Source organism: Curtobacterium sp. Arg-1 (genome assembly GCF_025643395.1).
Classification (GTDB): domain Bacteria; phylum Actinomycetota; class Actinomycetes; order Actinomycetales; family Microbacteriaceae; genus Curtobacterium; species Curtobacterium poinsettiae.
Genome location: NZ_CP095731.1, coordinates 558,607 through 579,512 on the forward strand (window position 1 = coordinate 558,607; position 20,906 = coordinate 579,512).

The following is a 20,906-nucleotide window of genomic DNA, read 5'->3' on the forward strand; positions in this document are numbered from 1 at the left end:
CCGGGGCAGTTTTCCCGTCGTTCACCGCGGAACGGTTCTGTTCACCGGATCGTCATGCGGGCCGCGCCGCGCCGCGCCGTGCGGGGTGCGCGCCGCACGGTGCGGAGTGCGCGCCCCCGTGCGAGCTTGACGGCTGGGTGCGGCGCTGCAGGCTCGCACGGAACCACCAACCCGGCACCAGCTGCCCAACCCCGCACCGTGCGCCGCCGCCAACCTCGCGCCCGCTCGGTCTCCCCGGGCTCGGCACGGTGCGGGTTCGTACATGCGGTGCGAGCTTGACGGCTGGGTGCGGCGCTGCAGGCTCGCACGGAACCACCAACCCGGCGCCCGCTGCCCAACTCCGCACCGTGCGCCGCCGCCACCCACCCCGCGTGCGACCTCGCCACGCCCCCGCCCCCCCCCGCACGGCGCAGGCTGCACTCCGAAAGCCGCCCGGGGTGCGTGGGCCGCTAGGGTTCCACCATGAGCATGCAGCCGACCGGTGGGGCGCCGGCGCCGAGCCCAGTACTCGTCTCGATCGGATCCGTGGGGGTGACGCAGGACCGCATCGTCACGCCGAGCGGGACCTGGCCGGCCGCGCAGGTGAACATCACCGCGCAGGACCAGTCGTCGTCGACGTCGCACATCCCGACGTGGGCGATCGTGATGACCGTCATCACGGTGTGGTTCTTCCTGCTCGGACTCCTGTTCCTGCTCGCGAAGGAGCGACGGACGCAGGGCAACGTCTCCGTGTCGATCTGGGCCGCGAACGGTCAGTCGCACACCGAGTTCGTGCAGGTCTTCTCCGAGGAGCAGCGCGTCGACGTGTTCAACCGGGTCTCCTACGCGCAGAACATCATCGGTCAGGCGCGCTGGCGCGAGTCGGCTGCCGGCAACTGACCGGCCACCGGCGCACTGCCGACGGCCCGACGCCGGTGGGTCGTCAGGGCTAGAGCTCGACCTCGAACGGCTCGGTGCGCACGAGTTCGTGCACGCCGGAGATGACCTCGCTCGGACGGAACGGGTACCGGTCGATCTCGGCCTGGTCGCTGATCCCCGTCATCACGAGCACGGTGTGCAGCCCCGCCTCGATGCCGGCCTGCACGTCGGTGTCCATCCGGTCGCCGATCATGCCGGTGTTCTCGGAGTGCGCGCCGATCCGGTTCATCGCCGACCGGAACATCATCGGGTTCGGCTTGCCCACCACGTAGGGCTGCTTGCCGGTCGCCTTCTCGATCATGGCCGCGATGGCGCCGGTGGCCGGCAGGACGCCCTCGGCGCTCGGGCCGGTGGCGTCGGGGTTCGTCACGATGAACCGTGCGCCGTCGCGGATGAGCCGCACGGCCTTCGTGATCGCCTCGAACGAGTAGTTGCGGGTCTCGCCGACGACGACGTAGTCGGGAGCGGTCTCGGTCATGATGAACCCGGCCTCGTGCAGGGCGGTCGTCATGCCGGCCTCGCCGATCACGAACGCGGACCCGCCCGGCATCTGCGACTTGCAGAAGTCGGCCGTCGCGAGCGCACTCGTCCAGATCCGCTCTTCGGGCACGTGCAGGCCGGAGCCCCGCAGCCGGGCGCTCAGGTCGCGCGGCGTGAAGATCGAGTTGTTCGTCAGCACGAGGAACTCGGTGCCGTCGTCGAGCCACTGCTGGATGAGCTCCGGAGCGCCGGGGAGCGCCTGGTTCTCGTGGACGAGCACGCCGTCCATGTCGGTCAGCCAGCACTCGACGTCGTCTCGGGTCGCCATGCGCCTCACCCTACTGCGCGGGGGTTCAGGTCCGGCTCGCGTCGGATCGTGGTCGGCTCGGAAAGGGCCGGGAGGCCCGGGGCGGCTCTTGCGCGCTGCTGCCAGACCCGAGATGGTCGAGACACCGAACCGCGGTCGGGTTTGCCCTACGCTTTTCGGGACACGTACCGAATCAAGGAGGCCCCCTCGTGCTCGTCGAACCCGGAACCCCGTCCAGCGCGCCCCGACCCACCCCGGTGTCGGAGACGGAGCTCGAGGTGACGCCGCGACGACGCCGAGGCCGCCCGAACGTGCTCTCCCGCGAGCAGGTGATCGACGCCGCCACGACCATCGCGAACGAGGACGGCCTCGACCGGCTGTCCTTCCGTGCCCTGGGCGTCCGGCTCGGCGTCGCTCCGATGACCGTGCACCGGACCATCGGCGGCCTGGACGACCTGCACGCCGAACTCGTCCGCCGCACGGTCGACGAGTTCACCGCCACCTTCGTCTGGCCCGACGAGTGGCACGCCGTCGTCCGCACCTTCGCCACGACGTTCCGCGACCTGATGCGCACCCACCCGCTCGTGCTCGAGTCGCACAGCCAGCGGGCCCCGCTCGCCTCGACCGAGTCGGACGCCGTCGTGGCGAAGGTCGTCGGTGCCCTGCAGGACGCCGGGCTGCCGCCGGCCGAGGCGATGTACGCCTTCTTCGTCGTCTACGACTTCGTGGTCGGGCACGCCGGGGTGCAGGTCGGACGCGGGGACTCCGAGGCCGGCCGACCCGAGCGGCACCGCCTGGTGGGCGAGATCCTCGGCGAGCACTCCTACGACGACCGGTTCGCGCTCGGCCTCGACATCCTGATCGCCGGCATCGAGGCGCGCATCGCCCGCACCGCCTGAGCCGGCGGCGCCCGACCCCGCGCCCGGCCGTACGCTGGTCGGGTGACCACTGCGCCCGAACCGTCGCACGAGCTGACGACCAACGGGGTGGGGCCGCACCCGGAACCCTGGCCCGACGACCCGAGGCTCGACCCGGAGCTGCTCGCCGCGGGGGACTCCCGGAACGTGCTCGACCGCTACCGGTACTGGTCGATGGACGCGATCGTCGCCGAACTCGACACCCGCCGGCACGCGTTCGACGTGGCGATCGAGAACTGGCAGCACGACCTGAACATCGGGTCGATCGTGCGGAGCGCCAACGCGTTCCTCGCCGGCACCGTGCACATCATCGGACGGCGGCGGTGGAACAAGCGCGGGGCGATGGTGACCGACCGTTACCAGCACGTCCGGTACCACCCCGACGTCGAAGCGTTCCTCACCGCGATGGCCGATGAAGCGCGTCCCGTCGTCGCCATCGACAACACCCCGGGTGCCGAACGCATCGAGACCGCGACGATCCCGGAGCGCTGCGTGTTCCTGTTCGGGCAGGAGGGCCCCGGACTCACCGAGCAGGCGGTCGCCGGTGCCGACGCGCACCTCGAGATCGCGCAGTTCGGGTCGACGCGGAGCATCAACGCCTCGGCCGCCGCGGCGATCGTCATGCACAGCTGGGTCGTCCAGCACGCGGAGTTGCCCGGCGCGACGTCGTGAGCAGAAGTGGTCGGGTGCGGGCCCTGGACCCGACCATTCCTGCTCACGAAGCGGGCGTGACGGACGCGGGGCGGGCCTCCCGGCCGGGGCAGGGGTGCCGCGTCAGCGCGCGGCGGTGGTGCGGCGCGTGACGAGGCGGGGTTCGACGAGCAGTTCCGTCGCGGCGATCCGCGGATCGGCGATGCGGGCGAGCAGACGCTCGCCGGCGCCGCGGCCGATCTCGACACTGCGGTCGTCGATGCTCGTCAGGCCGACGTACCGCATCGCGGCCACGGGGGTGTCGTCGTAGCCGATGACGGAGACGTCCTCGGGGACGCGCAGCCCGCGTTCGGCGAGTTCGGACAGGGCCCCCAGGGCCATCACGTCGTTCGCGGCGAAGACCGCGGTGACGTCCGGGTGCTCGTCGAGGAGCATGCCGAGGGCACGCGAACCGGCCTCTTCGGTGGGTTCGCCGGGCAGCACCGTCGTGACGACGGACGCACGTGTCGCCGCCGCCTGCTCGAACCCGGCCTGGCGTTCCGCCGATGCTGCCGAACTCGCACCGACGAACCCGAGTCGGGTGTGCCCGAGGTCGAGCAGGTGCTGCGCCGCGATGCCGCCGCCGGCGTGGTCGTCGTTCGCCACCGTGTCGGCGCGGGGGATCGCGACGCGGCCGCCGGCGATCACGAGCGGCATCGAGGCGGGGATCGCCAGGTCGGTGGTCGGCTCGCCGGCGATCACGATGCCCTCGACGCGCATGGACAGGAAGCCCTCGACCGGTGAGGCGTCGAGCCCCGTGTTGAGGAAGCGGTCGGCGACCACGAGCCGGTGCCCCTGGTCCTGCAGGCTCTCGCGCAGGCCGGTGAGCAGGTCCACGAACCACTGGTTGCGGAAATCGTCCAGCACCACACCGATGGTGCGGCTGCGGGTGCCGGCGAGGGACACGGCCGCGGTGGAGGGCCGGTAGTCGAGCTCCTGGATCGCCTTCAGCACCGCGGCCCGGCGCTGGTCGCTGACCCGGGGGGAGCGCTGCAGCACGAGGGAGACGAGGGACTTGGAGACCCCGGCGCGTGCGGCGACGTCGTAGATGGTCGCGGGCTTGCCGTCTCCCATGATGCGCTTCGACCTCCGTTGGCTCGTGCGTCGATCGTAGCGGTTGACGTGACATGGCCCTGCGGGCGGGCGGGGTGTGGGGGTCGGTTTCGCTTCGTGAGCAGAAATGGTCGGGTGTGGCGCCGCGACTAGACCTTTTCTGCTCACGATCTGCGTGTGGCTGGTCCTCCACACGGGAGGCCCGGGGTGCGTTGTACACAGAAGTCGCGTTCGGCGCGCGAGCAGTGGGCGCTGGGCGCGAACGTGGTGGACATGCGAGCACGACCACTTCCGACACCGCTGCGCGGGCGCGCGTTCGACATCAGCGCGGCCGACCGCGCCGGCGTCTCCCGACAACGACTCCGACGGCGTGACCTGGTCCGGCCGACCCGGTCGATCCGCTGGGCACGTGATCGTCCGCCCGACCCGGTCCACCGGATCCGGGCACTCCGGCCGCTCCTGGTTCCCGGGCAGTTCATCAGCCACGTCTCGGCGGCGGTCCTCTGGCAGCTCCCCGTCCCTGTCGCCGACGACGCCCCGGTGCACGTCACGAGTCCCGTACCGATCGCGCAACCGCGACGCCGCGGGGTCGTCGGGCATCGCATCACGCCGGACCGTGCCCGGGTGACGGAGCGGTGGGGGATGCCGACGAGCACGCCCGCGGCGCTGTGGGTGGACTGCGGTGCGATGCTCTCGGTCGACCAGCTCGTCGTGCTCGGGGACGCCATCGTCACGGAACGACGGTGCGGGACGACGATCGACGACCTCGCCGCGGCCGTCGCCCTGGCCGGAGCACGATCGGGAGTCCGCAAGCTCCGGGTCGCACTCGAGCTCGTGCGGGTGGGCGCCGGGTCGCCGCAGGAGACCCGAGCGAGGCTGGCGATCGTCCGCGCGGGGCTGCCCGAGCCCGAACTGCAGTTCGAGGTGCTCGACGAAGCTGGACGGTTCGTCGGCCGCGTCGACCTGGCCTACCCGGAGCACCGCATCGTCATCGAGTACGAGGGCGACCACCACCGGACCGACGCCGAGCAGTGGGGCCGTGACCTCCGCCGCTACCGTGAGATGGAACGACTCGGCTGGGTGGTGGTCCGGTGGACCAAGTCCGACCTGACGCTGCACCGCTCAGCCGCAGTGGCGCACCTGAAGACGCTCCTTGCACGCGGAGGTCGCGTCGAGTGAGCAGAAGACGACGGGTCGCCATTGCACACCCGTCGTCTTCTGCTCACTCGATGTCGCGGCGCCGCCGCCCGCGCCCGCTACCCGATCAGGCTCGGGCGCAGGTCGCGCAGCGTGCGGGAGCGGGTCTGCCGCGCCGTGACCACGAAGGACACAAGGAGCGCCCCGAGCAGCCAGCAGAGCAGCACGCCCGCGTCCGACCACGCGGCGCCGAGGTTCCCGCCGTACATCGTCTGCCTGATCGCGTCGACCGAGTACGTCATCGGCAGCGCGAAGTGCAGCGCCGCCAACGGCCCCGGCAGCGTCTGCCACGGGAACGTCCCGCCGGCGGTGACGAGCTGCACGAGCATCAGTACCAGTCCGAGGAACTGCCCCACCGAGCCGAGCAGCACGTTGAGGGCCATGATGATCGCCGCGAAGGTCGCCGAGGCCAGCACCATGATCCCGATCGTGCCACCGACGTGCACCACGTTCAGGTCGAGGGCGAAGCGCACGATGAAGAACAGCGCCACCATCTGCACCAGGCCGAGGAGCGCCGGGGTCAGCCAGCCGCCGAACACCACCGCGAGGGGCTTCCGCACCGCCGTGATCGCACGCTTCGAGATCGGCTTGAGGATGAGGAACAGCGCGTACATGCCGATCCAGGCCGCGAGCGAGATGAAGAACGGCGCGAGGCCGGCACCGTAGTTCGACGCGGCGGCGACGTTGTCGTCCCCGACCTTGACCGGGTCGGAGATGACCGAGGCCTGCGACGCACGCTCCGAGGCGTTCGACGCCGGGATCTTCGTGCGGCCCTGGTCGAGCGACGACGCGAGCTTCGACGAGCCGGTCGTGAGCTTGTCCAACCCTGACGCGAGCGACGAGGCGCCCTGGTCGGCGGTCTTCGCACCGGTCGCGAGCTGCGATGCACCGGACGACAGGGTCGGAGCGGCCGAGGCCAGCTTCGACGTGCCGTCGGCCACCTGGGCGGCCCCCGATGCGAGCGTGGACGCCCCCGTCGCCGCCGAGGAGATGCCGGACGCGAGCGTCGGCGCCGCGGAGGCGAGCGACGACGTACCGGCTGCGACCTGTGCGGAGCCGTCTCGGAGCTTGTCCACCGAGGACTTCGTGCTCTCGTAGGTCTTCTTCGCCGAAGCGCCGGCGCTGTTGACCCGGGTGACGGCGTCGGTGACGGACGACTCCAGGGCGGTCTGCTGGTCCTTCGTGAGCTCGACGCCCTCGGGCAGGTTGTCGGTGATGCCTGCGATCACCGTCCTGGCGTCCAGCGGCTGGAGCGACTCGACGTCGGGGCTGTAGGAGTCGACCGTGTCGGCGAGCTTCTTGTTGCCGGCCGCGACCCGCTGCGCCCCACTGTCCAACTGCTGCGTCTGCGACGGCAGCGCCGCCGTCTGCTGCTGCGCGCTGGCCAGCCCGGACGCCAGGGTCGACGCCCCCGACGCCACCTGCTGCGCCCCGCTGTCCAACTGCTGGGTCTGGGACGGCAACGACGCCGTGCCGGAGGCGAGCTCCGCCGCACCGGACGACAGCTTGCCGGTGCCGTCCGCGAGCGTGTGGGCACCCCGGTCCGCCTTCTTGGCCCCGGAAGCGAGCTCATCGGCACCGTCGACGGCGTCGCCGAGGCTGTCGCGGACGTCGGCGAGCCCGACGAGCAGGGTCTTCGCGGCCTGCTTGCCGACGCGCTCGGCGACGGCGGTGCGCATGGTCTTGCCCGCCTGCTCGGCGATGGTCGAGGCCAGGTACGAGTTCGTGTCGGCCGTCGTCATGACGAGCTTCGCCTGGGTCGGGTCGTCGGACTGCGCGGACACCAGGTGCTCGGAGAAGTCGTGCGGGATGGTGACGACGAAGTCGTAGGTGCCGTTCCGGACACCGGAGCGGGCGTCGGCGGCGCTCGTCTTCGTCCACTTGAAGTCAGCGCCGTCGATGGCTTCCTTCGTGACGTCCTTGCCGTAGTCGACCTGGTCGCCGTCCAGCGTGGCGCCGGCGTCGAGGTCCACGATCGCGGCGGGGATCTGGTCGAGCTTCGCGTACGGGTCGCGGTTCGCCCACAGGTAGGCGCCGCCGTAGAGCAGCGGCACGATCATCAGCGCGATGAACGCCAGGCGTGCGAGCGGGGTCGCGGTGAGCCGCGCGAGTTCTGCGCGGACGAGCGAGGTGGTGGTCACTTCTGTGCCTCCGTCGGGACGGTTGCGGATGCTGTGGTGACGGAAGGAGCGGCCAGGAGGCCCGGCTCGGTTCCGTCGGTTCGGGCCACGTCCTCGGGGTCCTCGGTCTGGGGCTGTTCGAGCGTCTCGGCGACGCCGGGCGCCGCGACGTCGTCGTGCGTCTCGATCGTGTCGAGCAGGTGCTCGACGGTCGCGGCGGCGGCCTTCGAGGTCACCAGCACCACGGTCACGCCCCGTCGGGCGACGTCGCGGACCACCTGGAACCAGTCCTCGACGGCGCCGCCGTGCCGCTCGGGCGAGGTGATCACGATGCCGGTGACACCGTCGCGGAGCAGCGCGAGCTCGACGAGCAGCCGGATGCGCACGGCCGTCGGGACCCGCTGCACGGCGGTGTCGACGTAGTCCCGCAGTCCGAGCTCGTCGAGCACCGTGTCGACGTGCTCGCGGGTCGGGCGCTGCCCGGCGAACGCGAGTTCCTCGCGCACGATCTGCTTGAGGGTCAGGACGGGGAATGGCTCGGCGATCCCGGGGGTGTCGACCAGCGCGAACGCGCGGCGGACGGCTGCCGGGTCCTCGTGCCCGTCGAGCAGCAGGCGGCCGGTGTCGGGCTGCATGCGGCCACCGGCGACGAGGGACGCGAGCACGGGTGCCTGCTCGGTCTCGACGGCGAGGACCCCCGGGCGTCCGGGCGCGGCGACGGCGGAGACGACGGGCAGGGGTGCGCCGGGCTCCTCGCCGATGCCGACGTGGTCGAGTTCGAGGGTCATGCGTGGTCCTTCGGGGCGGGAGCGGGAGCGGGAGCTGCGGGTTCGGAGAGCAGTGCGGTGCGCCAGTCGATGCCGGCCGTGCCCAGCGCCGACACCACCACCATCCGCCGTCCGTCCTCGTCGCTCGTGCCGGAGCGGGTGGCTTCGTCGAGGACGGCGATGCACGCGCCCTCGACCAGGCGGCCGAGGGTCTCGGGGTCGACGTCGTCCCGCATCGCGCCGTCGGCGATGCCGAGCGCGCACGCCTGACGCACCTGTGAGCGCAACGGGGCGAAGACCTCGGCGACGGGTTCGGCGAAGGGGCTGCGCACGGCGATCCGGGCCATCGAGCGGACGTGCGAGACCTCGGTCCAGAGCGTCACCGCGATGGCGGCCAGGCGTGCGGCCGGCGGGAGCCCCTGCAGGTCCGAGGTGGTGGGCATGGCGGCGGCGATCCGGGCGGCGCCGGCGGTCACGACCTCGCGCACCAGGTCGTCGCGCGAGGGGAAGTGCCCGTACACCGCGCGACGCGAGAGGCCGGCCGCGGCGGCGATCGTCTCGATGGAGGCGTCCGGGTCCTGCTGCAGGCAGGTCCGCGCCGCGTCGAGGAGTGCTGCCCGGTTCTCCGTGGCGTCGCGGCGGGGCGCGCGGGAGGGGTGCTCGGTGGTGGTCACGCACCCCATCGTAATAACGTGCACACGTGTGTGCAACTTAACAGGTTCCGTCCCCTGGACGAGGGGTGTCCCCCAAAGTGCGGACTGTCTTCCCTGAGAACGAACGCATAGCTTCACAGGAATCTCATGCGAACCACGGACTGAGCCTGGAGTGCCCTCTTTGAACCGTGCAACACCGAACACCGACCCGAAACCCACCCCCCATCGCTTCACCCGCGTCCTGACCGCCGGCATCGCCGTCGCGGCCCTCGCATGCGGCGGTCTCGCAGTCGGGGGCGCGGCCTCCGCTGCTCCGGCCGGGATCCCGGTGGCCGACCTCAAGCTCTCCGCGCCGCTCCGCGACGCCAAGCCGACGAAGACCGTCGCGGCGTTCGTGCGCACGACCGGCCAGGGCGCCCTCGAGGTGGACGCCAAGGCCAAGGGCGGCGACCTGACCCAGTCGCGCAGGCAGTCCTCCGCCGCCGCGGACCGCGTCGAGGCGATCCAGTCCACCGTCGCCGCGGTGCGGTCGGCCGTCAAGCGCGCCGATGCCGACGCGACCGAGCTCTACTCGACCGAGTACACCGTGCCCGGCGTCGCGGTCGTCGCCGACGTCGACGCGTTCCGGAAGATCGCCGAGCGCTCCGACGTCGAGAGCATCATCCCGCTCACGCCGAAGAAGATCGTCGAGCCGACGGTCAACGAGAACGCCGACGCCGCTCCCTCGGGCGTCGACCCGAGCCTGGTGCGCCCCGGTGCCGACGGCGTCTCGCCGAAGAACGCCGCGAGCGACGTCTACACGCGCTCGCTCAACGCCTGGCAGGAGACCGGCCACACCGGCAAGGGCGTCAACGTCGCCGTCCTCGACACCGGTCTCGACTACACGCAGGCCGACTTCGGCGGCCCCGGCACCACCGAGGCGTACCAGCAGGCCCTGGCGAACGCGAGCAGCGGCGCCCCGGACCCGAGCCTGTACGACGCGTCGAAGTTCCTGGGCGGGTACGACTTCGCCGGTGCGACGTACAACGCCAACCCCGAGGACCCGAACACCTACGACCCGGTGCCGGCTCCCGACGACAACCCGATCGACGGCAAGGGCGGCGACCACGGCACGCACGTGTCCGGCTCGATCGCGGGCTACGGCCTGACCGCCGACAAGCAGCAGTTCGACGGCGACTACACCAAGCTCACCACGCAGCAGGTGCAGGACATGTGGATCGGTCCGGGCACCGCGCCCGAGGCCGGCCTGTACGCCCTGAAGGTCTTCGGTGACAACGGCGGTTCGACCGACGTCACCGGTGCCGCGCTCGACTGGGTGGGCAAGGCGCTCACCGAGGGCAAGGACATCAACGTCCTGAACCTGTCGCTCGGCTCCGACTACGGTGCACCGGACGACCCCGACAACGCCAAGATCGACGCACTGACCGCACGTGGCGTGCTCCCCGTGATCGCCTCGGGCAACGCCGACGACTTCACCGACATCGGTGGCTCGCCGGGCAACGCCGAGGGTGCGCTCACCGTCGCCGCGAGCGCCACCGGCCAGTCGCTCTACGACGGCGTGCAGGTCACCGCACCGGCCGACGTCGCGAAGACCTACCGGTCGCAGTACTCGTCGAACTTCAAGGGCACCCTGCCGGTCGAGGGCGACGTCGTCGCTCCGACCGCGAACATCGACGGATGTGCCGCGTTCAGCGCCGCCGACGCCGCGAAGATCAAGGGCAAGGTCGTCTGGCTGAAGTGGACGGACGCCGCGCTCGAGTGCGGTTCCGCCGTGCGCTTCGACAACGTCGAGGCCGCCGGTGGTGTCGGCGTCCTGCTGGCGGGCACGCTCGACACGTTCGAATCCGGCATCGGTGGCAACGCGACCATCCCGGGTGCCGAGCTGACCGCGAAGAGCGTGGCGAGCCTCCAGGCCACCGCGAAGGCGGGGACCCTGCACGTGCGCTTCGCGGACGAGCTGAAGGGCTTCGAGGTCGCCATCGAGGCGGACGCCGTGAACACGCTCGCGTCGTTCACCAGCCGTGGTGTGCACGGGTCGTTCGACGACATCGTCAAGCCGGACATCGCGGGCCCCGGGGTCAACGTGATCTCGGCGGCGAACGGCACCGGTGACGGCCGCATGTCGATGAGCGGCACCTCGATGGCAACGCCGGACGTCGCGGGCATCGCGGCGCTGACGTTCCAGTCGCACCCGACCTGGTCCGCCCCGCAGGTCAAGGCGGCGCTGATGAACACGGCGACGCACGACGTGAAGGACGGCAACCGTTCGGCCACCCTGCTCCGCCAGGGCACCGGTCGCGTGGACGCGCTGCAGGCGGTCACCGCCGGCACCACGGTCCGCAGCGCCGAGAACGACCAGCTCGTCACCGCGTCGTTCGGCGTCGTCGAGGTCGCGAGCGGGACGAGCGAGACCCGCACCCTGCAGGTCGACAACACCGACAGCACGGCGCACACGTACGCCGTGTCGTACCAGCCGCAGGTGTCGCAGCCGGGTGTGACCTTCGCGCTCAGCTCGAAGCAGGTGACGGTGCCCGCCAACGGCACCGCCTCGGTCACGCTGACGTTCTCGGTCGCCGACCCGACGAAGCTCCGTCGTGTCATCGACCCGACGCAGGACGCCGTCCAGAAGGGTTACCAGCGCGAGTTCGTGACCGCTGCCTCGGGCATCGTGGCCTTCGCGCCGACCGACAGCACGCTCAACCCGATGCGCCTCGGTGTCTACGTGGCACCGAAACCCGTCAGTGCGGTGCGTGCGCGGACCACGGTCCCCTTCACGGGGCCGGGCAAGTCGGCCGAGCTCACGCTCAAGGGCCGCACGCTCGACCAGGGCGGCCTGACGACCGGCTACCACGCGGCCGTCGCCCCGTTCGTGCTCGGTGGCACCGACCCGGCCGAGACGTTCCCCGAGGGTTCGGCGGAGCAGTCGCTGCTGGCGGCCGACGTCCGTTCCTACGGTGCGTCGTACGACAAGGCGTCGGGCACCATCGCGTTCGGTGTGCAGACCGCCGGTCCGGATGCCGACCCCGGTGCCGTGACCAACGTCGAGGTCCTCATCGACACGAACCGTGACGGTGAGCCCGACTACCTGGTGTACGACGCGAAGTCGGCCACCATCGACGCCACGCTCGCGACGACGATGAACCTGGCGACGGGCAAGACGGTCGACGCACAGCCGCTCAACGGCGGAGCGGCCGGCCAGGACGTCAACACCTTCGACAGCTCCGTCAAGGTGCTGACCGTCGGTGCCTCGGCGATCGGCGCGTCGACGAAGTTCGACTACACCGTGCTGACCGAGTCGGCCTACGCCCCGGGGGCCGCCACCAGTGGTTCGTCGGTGGTGGACGAGACCAAGCCGGTCACGTTCGACCCGACCAAGCCGAAGCTGTCGTTCTCGCAGGACGGCGCCACCGGCGTGCTGTTCGCCGACGCCGACTCGCTGACGGTCACCCGCGCCTCGGGTGTCACCAAGGCGACGGTGCTGCTGCTCCACCTCGACAACGCGGCGGGCAAGCAGGCCGACACGTCGACCATCAACGTGGTCCCGCCGAAGCTCGCGCTGGCGAAGGGGAGCAAGGTCACGGTGAGCGGGACGGCGAAGGTCGGCTCGACCCTCACCGCGAAGCACGGCACCTGGAGCACGACGAAGGCGACGTACAAGTACCAGTGGCTGCGTGACGGCACGGTCGTGAAGTCGGCCACGGGGTCGAAGGTCACGCTCGGCTCGTCCGACCTCGGGCACCGCATCAGCGTGCGGGTGACCGCCCATGCCTCCGGGTACGAGGACGGCACGGCGAAGTCCGGCGCGACCGCGAAGGTCACGCGCCGCTAGGACGGAGCCGGGGCGCGGTTCGCGCGCCACACGGTGAGCAGGAGATGTCGGGTCCCGGGTGGGACCCGGCATCTCCTGCTCGTTCGCCGCCCGGAACGCGTGTTCGGGACAGGTAGTTAGACAAACTAGTGAACCGGTGCCAGTGTGGCTCCCATGCAGAGCACGCTGAACCAGCTCCGGTCCAACCCGGTCGAGTGGCGCCGTCGTGGACTCACTCCGCCGGACGTCATCCAGGCCATGATCGAGCAGCGTCTGGCCGAGCCGGGGCACTCCCAGCTCGTCGGGGACCCGTCGTACCAGGACTTCTTCCGGAGCTGATCCGGACACCGTCGGACGGTCCGGGACGCACCGGACGACGGACGGGAGGCGCGGTGCCAGCTGGCACCGCGCCTCCCGTCCGTCCGTCTGGTCGCGTCCGGAGCCTCGCGCAGCGCGCCGTCCACAGGGGCGTCACGCCGGGTGGCGCGCAGGTGACCAGCCGATAGACTCGGGTGGACCACCGGCCCGGACGGCCGTGTGCGGTCCTCCGCCAACGTGAGGAGAACCAGATGCCCGCAGCAGTCATCATCGGCGCCCAGTGGGGCGACGAGGGCAAGGGGAAGGCCACCGACCTCCTCGGCTCCCGCATCGACTACGTCGTGAAGTTCAACGGCGGCAACAACGCCGGCCACACCGTCGTCGTCGGCGGCGAGAAGTACGCCCTGCACCTGCTGCCCTCCGGCATCCTGACGCCCGGCGTGACCCCGGTCATCGGCAACGGCGTCGTCGTCGACCTCGAGGTCCTGTTCCAGGAGCTCGACGCACTGCGCGCCCGCGGCGTCGACGTCTCGAAGCTGCTCGTGTCGGCCAACGCCCACGTCATCACGCACTACCACCGCACCGTCGACAAGGTGACCGAGCGGTTCCTGGGCAAGCGCCAGATCGGCACCACCGGTCGCGGCATCGGCCCGACCTACGCCGACAAGATCAACCGCGTCGGCATCCGCATCCAGGACATCTTCGACGAGAACATCCTGCGGCAGAAGGTCGAGGCCGCGCTCGACCAGAAGAACCACCTGCTGGTCAAGGTCTTCAACCGCCGCGCGATCGACCCGGAAGAAGTCGTCGAGTCGCTGCTCTCGTTCGCCGAGCGCCTGCGTCCGATGGTCGCCGACACCGCCCTCGAGATCCACCGTGCCCTGGAGCGTGGCGAGACCGTGCTGTTCGAAGCCGGCCAGGCCACCATGCTCGACGTCGACCACGGCACCTACCCGTTCGTGACCTCGTCGTCCGCGACCGCCGGTGGCGCCGCGACCGGTTCGGGCATCGGCCCGGGCAAGCTCGAGCGGATCATCGGCATCGTCAAGGCGTACACGACCCGCGTCGGTGCCGGTCCGTTCCCGACCGAGCTCTTCGACGAGTCGGGCGAGTTCCTGCGCGCCAACGGCTTCGAGTTCGGCACCACCACCGGCCGCCCGCGCCGCTGTGGCTGGTACGACGCCCCGATCGCCCGCTACACGGCACGCATCAACGGTGTGACCGACTTCGTGCTCACCAAGCTCGACGTCCTGACCGGGCTCGAGACGATCCCGGTGTGCGTCGCGTACGAGGTCGACGGCGTCCGCGTCGACGAGGTCCCGGTCAACCAGTCCGACTTCCACCACGCGAAGCCGGTGTACCAGGAGTTCCCCGGCTGGACCGAGGACATCACCGGAGCCCGCACCTTCGACGACCTGCCGAAGAACGCGCAGGACTACGTCCTGGCGATCGAGGTGATGTCCGGCGCACGGATCTCCGCGATCGGTGTCGGCCCCGGCCGTGACGCCATCGTCGTGCGGCACGACCTGCTCGGCGACGACGAGCGTGCCGACCAGCGCGCCGGCGAGCGCACCGACGCAGCGTGACGATGCGGATCCTGTTCGTCTGCAGCGGCAACATCTGCCGGTCGCCGCTCGGCGCGCAGGTCCTGACGGCACGACTCGGCCCGGACGCCCCCGCGTTCGTGGTCGAGTCGGCCGGCACCATCGCCGACGACGGCGCCGCGATGGACGCCGCCGCGGCCGAGCAGTCCGTCCGGCTCGGGGGCGCCCCCTCGGCGCACCGGTCGCGGTACCTGACGGCCGAGATCGTCGCGAGCGCTGACCTGGTGCTGACCGCGGAGCGATCGCACCGTGCAGCCGCCGTCTCCCTGGCGCCCCGGGCCTCCAAGCGGACCTTCACGATCAAGCAGTTCGCGCGGGTGCTCGCCGGCCTCGAGCCCGGTGACCTGGCCGACGTGACGACCCCGCAGGAACTCGTGGAGCGCGTCGCCCGGCTGCGGGGCACGGTCCCGCCGCCCGCCGACCCGGCCGACGACGACGTGGACGACCCCTACCGTCGCTCGACGGCGACGCATCAGCGCGTGGCCGACGAGGTCGACGTGGCCCTGACGGGCATCGCGGACGCATTGCGCGCCGTGGTCTGACCCCCTGACGGACGGGAGGCCCGGTGTCAGTTGACACCGGGCCTCCCGTTTGTCCGGACTGCTCGTGTCTTGCGAGTGATAACGATTATCAGTTGCATGTAAGGTCGCTGTGGCAGCGCGCAGCGCTGCGTCCCCGCCTCTCAGCAGACCAGGAACCCATGCGTCCACGCTTCCTCATCGGTGCGCTCGCGCTCGCCGTGATCATCCCCGGCACGCTCCTCGTGCGCCCCGCACCGCCCTCGCCCGACCGACCGCTCGCGGACTCCGTCCCCGCCTGGACCGCACACGCCGAGCGCGGCGACCCGGTGACCGCCGACGAGTTGTCCCTCACCGTCCTCCTCGACCCCGTGCACCTCGACCGCGCCCCGGCCGTGGCGACCTGGTTGCGCGGTGCCGGGCTCCACGTCGGCCCCGTCGAGCGCTCGATCGCATCCCTGCCCGTTCGCGGGACGGCCGCGCGCATCGCGGACGCCTTCCACACCTCCTTCGCGCGGTGGGACGTCGCCGGACAGAGCGCCGTGGCACCGGTCCGCGCCCTCGCCGTGCCACGCGGGCTGACCGCCGTCGTCGGCGTGTCCGGAGCCGTTGACTCTGACGCCGTCCGACCGACCGAGACGACCACTGCAGCAGCGGCGGCACCCACCCCGGCACCGGGTGAGACCGTCCCGCGACCGCCGGTCCTGGCCGACGACGGACAGTGCGCCGCATGGTGGGGCGAGCGCCTCACGACGGACTGGCCCGCATCGGTGCCGGTCACGCACCGATCGAACGCGCTGTGCGGGTACCAGCCGGCCCAGTTGCGCGAGGTCCACGACGTGCCGGCCGGGTACACCGGACGCGGCGCGACCATAGCGATCGTCGCCGCCTACGACGACCCCGACGTCGAAGCGAACACGGACACCTACTTCCGGGCGGCGGGCGCCCAGCCGTTCCGCTCGGGGCAGTACCAGCACCACGCTCCGGCGTCGCCGGACACCTCCCGCTGCGGCGGGCCGCAGAGCTGGACAGAGGAGCAGCACCTCGACGTGCAGGCGGTGCACGCGATGGCCCCCGACGCCGACATCGAGTACTGGGGTGCCGACGACTGCAGCACCACCTCGTTGTTCTCGCGGATCCTCGACGTCGTCGAACACGGCAGTGCGGACGTCATCAGCCTGTCGTTCGGGTCCACCGAGGACCTGGACACCGCGGACGACCGGACGCTGCTGAACCGGGTGCTCGTCGAGGCGGGGGCCCGGGGCATCTCGGTGTTCGCGTCCTCTGGCAACGACGGCGACAACAGCGCCGTCGGTGACCACGACTCCGGCCCCGACGTGTCGTCGCCGGCGTCCAGCCCGTACGTGACCGCGGTCGGAGCGACCAGCACCGGGCTCGCCCGTGACGGTTCCGTCGCGGTCGAGGCTGGTTGGGAGACCGAGACCCGCTTCGCGCGCAACGGTGCCCTCATCCCGCCGGGCTTCGCGTACGGCGCCGGCGGCGGCCAGTCCGACGTCTACGGCCGACCGACGTGGCAGCGCCAGCTGCTCGACGAACCGGGGACCGGGCGACTCGTCCCCGACGTCGCGTCGATCGGCGACCCCAACACCGGCTTCGTCGTGTACGGGCCACACAAGGGCGTGACCGGCTACGTCACGCACGGCGGCACGAGTCTGGCGACCCCGATGGTCGCCTCGATGGTCGCCATGGCCAAGGCCGCCACGGGGGTCCGGATCGGGCTCGTCACGCCGATGCTCTACGAGATGCTCGGGACCGACGCCGTCCGCGACGTCCGCCCCGCTTCCGCTGCCACCTGGTCGCCGCGCGGGCCCGATGCCGGAGCGCTGTGGCCCGAGACCCTGTTCCTCTGGGACACCGGTCGGCAGGGACTCCGGTCCGCACCCGGCTGGGACGACGTGACCGGGGTCGGCGTCCCCGCCGGCCGCGCCTTCTTCACCGCGTTCGCCGAGGAGGCCCGCCGATGACCGATCGTCCACGCACCAGTTCCGTCATCGCGCTCGCGGCCTCGGCACTGCTCGGCATCGGCCTCGTGGCGCCCATGCTCGCGCTGCCGGCCAGCGCGGACACCGCGGCCGACGGCGCCACCCTCGCCGCCGCGTCGGGCGTCGAACTGACCGACATCGACGGTGGCACGCTCACCGCACCGACCCCGGCCGTGCGCTGGGACTCGGGCGACCCGACGGTGGCCCGGGTCGACACGACGCAGGACGTCCTGAAGCTCAACACCACCCGCACGAGCGGTCTGCGCTCGGAGGCCGGCCCGGACGGGGCGACCTCGACGATCGCGAGCGGGGAGTTCACCCTGCGCGATCGTCCCCCCGTCGTGTTCACCGGACTCCGCGCCGCGTGCACTCCCGGCGGCACCCCCGCGGTGTCGTTCGACCGCCTGACCATCGACGGCGACGACGTCACCACCGAGGCCACCGCGACGCCCGGGTGGAGCCGCGACCTGCCGGAGTCCCGTTACGGCGCCACCAAGGTCGTCGTCGGTAGCACCACGACGGCCGCCGACGGCACCACGACGACGGTCGCGCTCCGCATCGACGCCGAAGCCGGTGCCTCCGAGATCTGGCGCGTCCGTGCCGGATCGGTCTCCTGCGCGGCGGGTGACCGCTGGCCGGCACCCACCCCGACGCCGACGCCCACCCCGACCCCGGCTCCGACGCCTGATCCCGCGCCGCAGCCGACCCCGGCCCACGGCGACGCCCTGGCCACCCGGAGCGTCAGCGGTGTGCAGGTGACTGCCCCGGACGGAACCGTGCTCATCGACGGGCAGCCCACGGTGACCGGCGTCGCGAAGCGCACCGCCGACCGGGTCGACGCTGCCGACGGTTCCCCGTCGACCGCACGTGGGGTCACCGTCTCGACTGCGGCGGACGGTACTTCGGACGTGCACCTCGACTCGTTCGAGCAGATCCCCGACCGGGCCTCGGACCCGGTCGCGGAGTACCGCTGGCCAGCGCTGCGCGTGTACGGCCTCGACGCCCACCTCACGCCGGAGGGGACGATGACCGTGGACTTCGCGAACGAGTCGAACGCGGTGTTCGTCAACGGGGTGTGGATCAACACCGCCACCGACCTGTACACCGGCGTCGACGCTGACGGCAAGGAGCGGGTCAGCGTGGCCTTCGGGGAGCGCACGGTGCACGCGGACGGCAGCACGACCCTGACCGCGCTGCACTACCGCGACCTGACGGGGGCGCACCCCGACGTGCGGCTCGGCGCCGTCACGATCCCGGCGAGGGCGAGCAGCCCGACGGACGCTCGGGTCACCGCCGCCTTCGGGGTGGGCGTCCGGGGGACGGACGGTACGGCGCTGGTCGCCCCGCAGCCGCGGATCACCAGTGCCGGGGAACACCGTTCCGCCGCCCGCATCGACGCGACCGCCGGCTACCCCGCCCGGGCAACCGACGTCACGGCGGCGATCGGGGACGACGGCGACACCGCGACCATTTCGGTCGGGCACTTCGAGCAGATCCCGGACGAGGCCACCGACCCCGTCGCCGCCTACCGCTGGCCGGCACTCCGCGTGAACGGGTTGCACGCCGAGGTGACGGCGGCCGGCACGATGACGGTCTCCTTCGACGACGAGTCGAACGCCGTGTTCGTCAACGGGGTGTGGATCAACACCGCCACCGACCTGTACACGGGGCTCGCCCCGGACGGGACCGAACGGGTCCGCGTCCACATCGGCGAACGGACCGAGAACCCGGACGGGACCGTCACGCTCACGGCGCTCCGCTACGAGGACCTGACCGGGACGCACCCCGACGTGCTGCTCGGCCAGGTGACGTTGGCGGCGGCGCAGCCCGCCCCGGACCCGACCCCGGGAGGGGGCGGCACCACGCCGACACCGGAGCCGCACGACCCGGCCATCGCACGCTGGCACGCCTTCGCGCTCCGGGCATCCGGACCGAGCGACGTCCCGGCGCAACCCGTCGCTGCGCCCGCCGCCGACGGCACCACCGTGACCGAGCGGGCGGACGAGGCCGGGGACGGCGCCACCGGACAGCTGCGTGTCGACGGGGTCACGGTGCGGTCGGCGAGTGACCGCGGCGAGGTCCGACTCGAACGGGTCGTCCTCTACCCGGGCACGAGCATCGCCGGCGAGCTCCGTGACGTCCGTGTCCGGGTGACCCACGGCGGTGCCACCGTGACGACCGCGGGTGGGCAGATCGCGGGCACCACCATCCCGGCGGGCACGATCCGGGCGAACACCCGGATCGCCCTGCCCGGCGGGCTGGGGAAGGTCGTGCTCAACGAGCAGCGGACCCGCGGGCGGGACCGGACCGTCACCGCGCTGCACCTGAGCGACCCCGCCGGGTTGGCAGCCGACGTGTCGGCAGCGGTGGTCACCACGGCAGAGGTCGATCCGCCCGCGAACGGCGGGAATGGCGGGCAGGGCGGCGGCAGCGCAGCCGGAGGCCCGGGCAACGAAGCGGCTCCCGGTGCCCTGACGCCGGACGGCACGAGCCCGGCCGGTACGAGCGGTACGAACGGCATCGGGACGGGCAGCGGAGACCTCGCGTTCACCGGTGCCTCGCTCCTGCCGGGCCTCATCGCGGCGGTGCTCCTGTTCGGTGCGGGTACCGCGATGGTGGCGCTGCGGCGTCGACGGCGCGTGCGCTGACCGCAGGCCCGCGGGATCGCGGGACGTCAGGCCCGGTGCCGGTCGGCACCGGGCCTGACGTCCGCCGCGTGGGGGAGGCCCGCGCGACCGCCACGTGCGAGGATGACTCATGCCCGTCGTCGAGTCCCGCTGCGTCGTCCCGGTCGAGCCCGACGTGGCCTTCGCCGTCTCGCAGACACAGGGGGCGATCCGGAAGCGTTGGGACCCCTTCATCCGCCGCCAGCACCTGATGGACGGGGCCACCGTGCCGGCGAAGGGCGTCCGGACGTACACGGTGCAGCGGTTCGGGCTGGCGATGGAGAGCGAGTACGTCTCGTACCACCCGCCGTCGAACGTGGGGATGAAGATGACGAAGGGCTCGTGGTTCTTCGAGCGCATGGGCGGGGGCTGGCGCTTCACGGCGGCCGAGGGGCAGCCCGGACACACGCTCGCGGTCTGGCGCTACAACTTCACGTGCCGGCCGAAGTGGCTCGCGCCGATCGCCGAGCGAATCGGCGTGCTGGTGCTGCAGCGGGACATCGACCGGCGCATCCTGGGGTTCGCCCGCGGCTGCGAGGACCCCGTCGTCCTGGCCCACGTGGCCGCACAGCGCGCTGCTTGAACGGACCCGCGAGACGCCGGCGTCGTGCGGGCGAGTCGGTTCGGAAGACGACGGCGTGTTGCGAAGACGCCGCCGAACGCTCGAGACGCCTCCGGATTCGGCGGCGTCTCGCGCATCAGGGGGCGTCGGACGAAGACGACGGCGTGTTCAGGAGCGCCGGACACGACCACGAGCACGAACACGAACACGAGCACGAGCCCGGACACGAGCACGAGCCCGGACACGACCACGAGCACCTGCATCCTTCGATGGAACTCCCGCAGGTGCGTCCCGAAGCCGGTCGTCCCCGGGCGTGATGATTCCT

The 20,906-nt window shown here is 71.8% G+C and carries 16 protein-coding genes; 11 read left to right on the forward strand and 5 right to left on the reverse strand.

Annotation, left to right across the window (positions count from 1 at the left end; genetic code table 11):
- The first annotated feature begins 462 nt into the window (after positions 1–462).
- Complete coding sequence (locus MXD64_RS02765) at positions 463–879, forward strand: hypothetical protein (protein ID WP_042539144.1); 417 nt, start codon at positions 463–465, stop codon at positions 877–879.
- A 49-nt stretch (positions 880–928) separates the two neighbouring features.
- On the opposite strand, the gene MXD64_RS02770 is transcribed toward MXD64_RS02765, so the two are convergent.
- Entirely contained in the window at positions 929–1,726 is a 798-nt protein-coding gene (locus MXD64_RS02770) for an HAD-IIA family hydrolase (protein ID WP_017886329.1), read from the reverse strand.
- A 188-nt stretch (positions 1,727–1,914) separates the two neighbouring features.
- Here MXD64_RS02770 and MXD64_RS02775 point away from each other — a divergent pair, with 188 nt between their 5' ends.
- Positions 1,915–2,604, forward strand: coding sequence for a TetR/AcrR family transcriptional regulator C-terminal domain-containing protein (locus tag MXD64_RS02775; protein ID WP_262160555.1), 690 nt, complete (start codon positions 1,915–1,917; stop codon positions 2,602–2,604).
- 42 nt (positions 2,605–2,646) lie between these two features.
- Entirely contained in the window at positions 2,647–3,294 is a 648-nt protein-coding gene (locus MXD64_RS02780) for a TrmH family RNA methyltransferase (protein ID WP_017886327.1), read from the forward strand.
- Positions 3,295–3,396: 102 nt separating this feature from the next.
- Here the strand turns inward: MXD64_RS02780 and MXD64_RS02785 are convergent, their stop codons facing one another.
- The gene (locus tag MXD64_RS02785; protein ID WP_263137105.1) at positions 3,397–4,386 is read right to left on the reverse strand and encodes a LacI family DNA-binding transcriptional regulator; all 990 of its coding nucleotides are present in this window, start codon (positions 4,384–4,386) and stop codon (positions 3,397–3,399) included.
- Between the two features lie 186 nt (positions 4,387–4,572).
- Between MXD64_RS02785 and MXD64_RS02790 the strand changes: the two genes are divergently transcribed.
- A complete protein-coding gene (locus MXD64_RS02790; protein WP_263137106.1) occupies positions 4,573–5,544 on the forward strand; it encodes an endonuclease domain-containing protein in 972 nt (323 codons plus the stop codon).
- A 77-nt stretch (positions 5,545–5,621) separates the two neighbouring features.
- Here the strand turns inward: MXD64_RS02790 and MXD64_RS02795 are convergent, their stop codons facing one another.
- Genes MXD64_RS02795 through MXD64_RS02805 form a run of 3 tightly spaced genes read right to left on the reverse strand, consistent with a single transcriptional unit; the run spans position 5,622 to position 9,123 of the window.
- Complete coding sequence (locus MXD64_RS02795; RefSeq protein WP_071250514.1) at positions 5,622–7,703, reverse strand: YhgE/Pip domain-containing protein; 2,082 nt, start codon at positions 7,701–7,703, stop codon at positions 5,622–5,624.
- Positions 7,700–8,470, reverse strand: a complete 771-nt coding sequence (locus MXD64_RS02800; RefSeq protein WP_263137107.1) for a hypothetical protein — start codon at positions 8,468–8,470, stop codon at positions 7,700–7,702. Before MXD64_RS02800 ends, MXD64_RS02795 begins: the two co-directional genes overlap by 4 nt.
- On the reverse strand, positions 8,467–9,123 hold the full coding sequence (locus tag MXD64_RS02805) for a TetR/AcrR family transcriptional regulator (RefSeq protein ID WP_056069449.1): 657 nt from the start codon (positions 9,121–9,123) through the stop codon (positions 8,467–8,469). The genes MXD64_RS02800 and MXD64_RS02805 overlap by 4 nt, the downstream gene beginning before the upstream one ends.
- A gap of 160 nt (positions 9,124–9,283) precedes the next feature.
- Between MXD64_RS02805 and MXD64_RS02810 the strand changes: the two genes are divergently transcribed.
- The 7 genes from MXD64_RS02810 to MXD64_RS02840 all read left to right on the forward strand — a co-directional run bounded on the left by MXD64_RS02810 (position 9,284) and on the right by MXD64_RS02840 (position 20,602).
- Positions 9,284–12,931, forward strand: coding sequence for a S8 family peptidase (locus tag MXD64_RS02810; protein WP_263137108.1), 3,648 nt, complete (start codon positions 9,284–9,286; stop codon positions 12,929–12,931).
- A gap of 153 nt (positions 12,932–13,084) precedes the next feature.
- On the forward strand, positions 13,085–13,249 hold the full coding sequence (locus MXD64_RS02815; protein WP_159557278.1) for a hypothetical protein: 165 nt from the start codon (positions 13,085–13,087) through the stop codon (positions 13,247–13,249).
- Between the two features lie 230 nt (positions 13,250–13,479).
- The gene (locus MXD64_RS02820) at positions 13,480–14,814 is read left to right on the forward strand and encodes an adenylosuccinate synthase (protein ID WP_263137109.1); all 1,335 of its coding nucleotides are present in this window, start codon (positions 13,480–13,482) and stop codon (positions 14,812–14,814) included.
- Positions 14,815–14,816: 2 nt separating this feature from the next.
- A complete protein-coding gene (locus MXD64_RS02825; protein ID WP_031259331.1) occupies positions 14,817–15,374 on the forward strand; it encodes an arsenate reductase/protein-tyrosine-phosphatase family protein in 558 nt (185 codons plus the stop codon).
- A 158-nt stretch (positions 15,375–15,532) separates the two neighbouring features.
- Positions 15,533–17,335: a S53 family peptidase gene (locus MXD64_RS02830; protein WP_017886317.1), complete on the forward strand. Its 1,803-nt coding sequence runs from the start codon at positions 15,533–15,535 to the stop codon at positions 17,333–17,335.
- Complete coding sequence (locus MXD64_RS02835) at positions 17,332–20,001, forward strand: hypothetical protein (RefSeq protein ID WP_263137110.1); 2,670 nt, start codon at positions 17,332–17,334, stop codon at positions 19,999–20,001. Before MXD64_RS02830 ends, MXD64_RS02835 begins: the two co-directional genes overlap by 4 nt.
- A gap of 109 nt (positions 20,002–20,110) precedes the next feature.
- Entirely contained in the window at positions 20,111–20,602 is a 492-nt protein-coding gene (locus tag MXD64_RS02840; RefSeq protein WP_017886316.1) for an SRPBCC family protein, read from the forward strand.
- Positions 20,603–20,906: the final 304 nt, after the last annotated feature.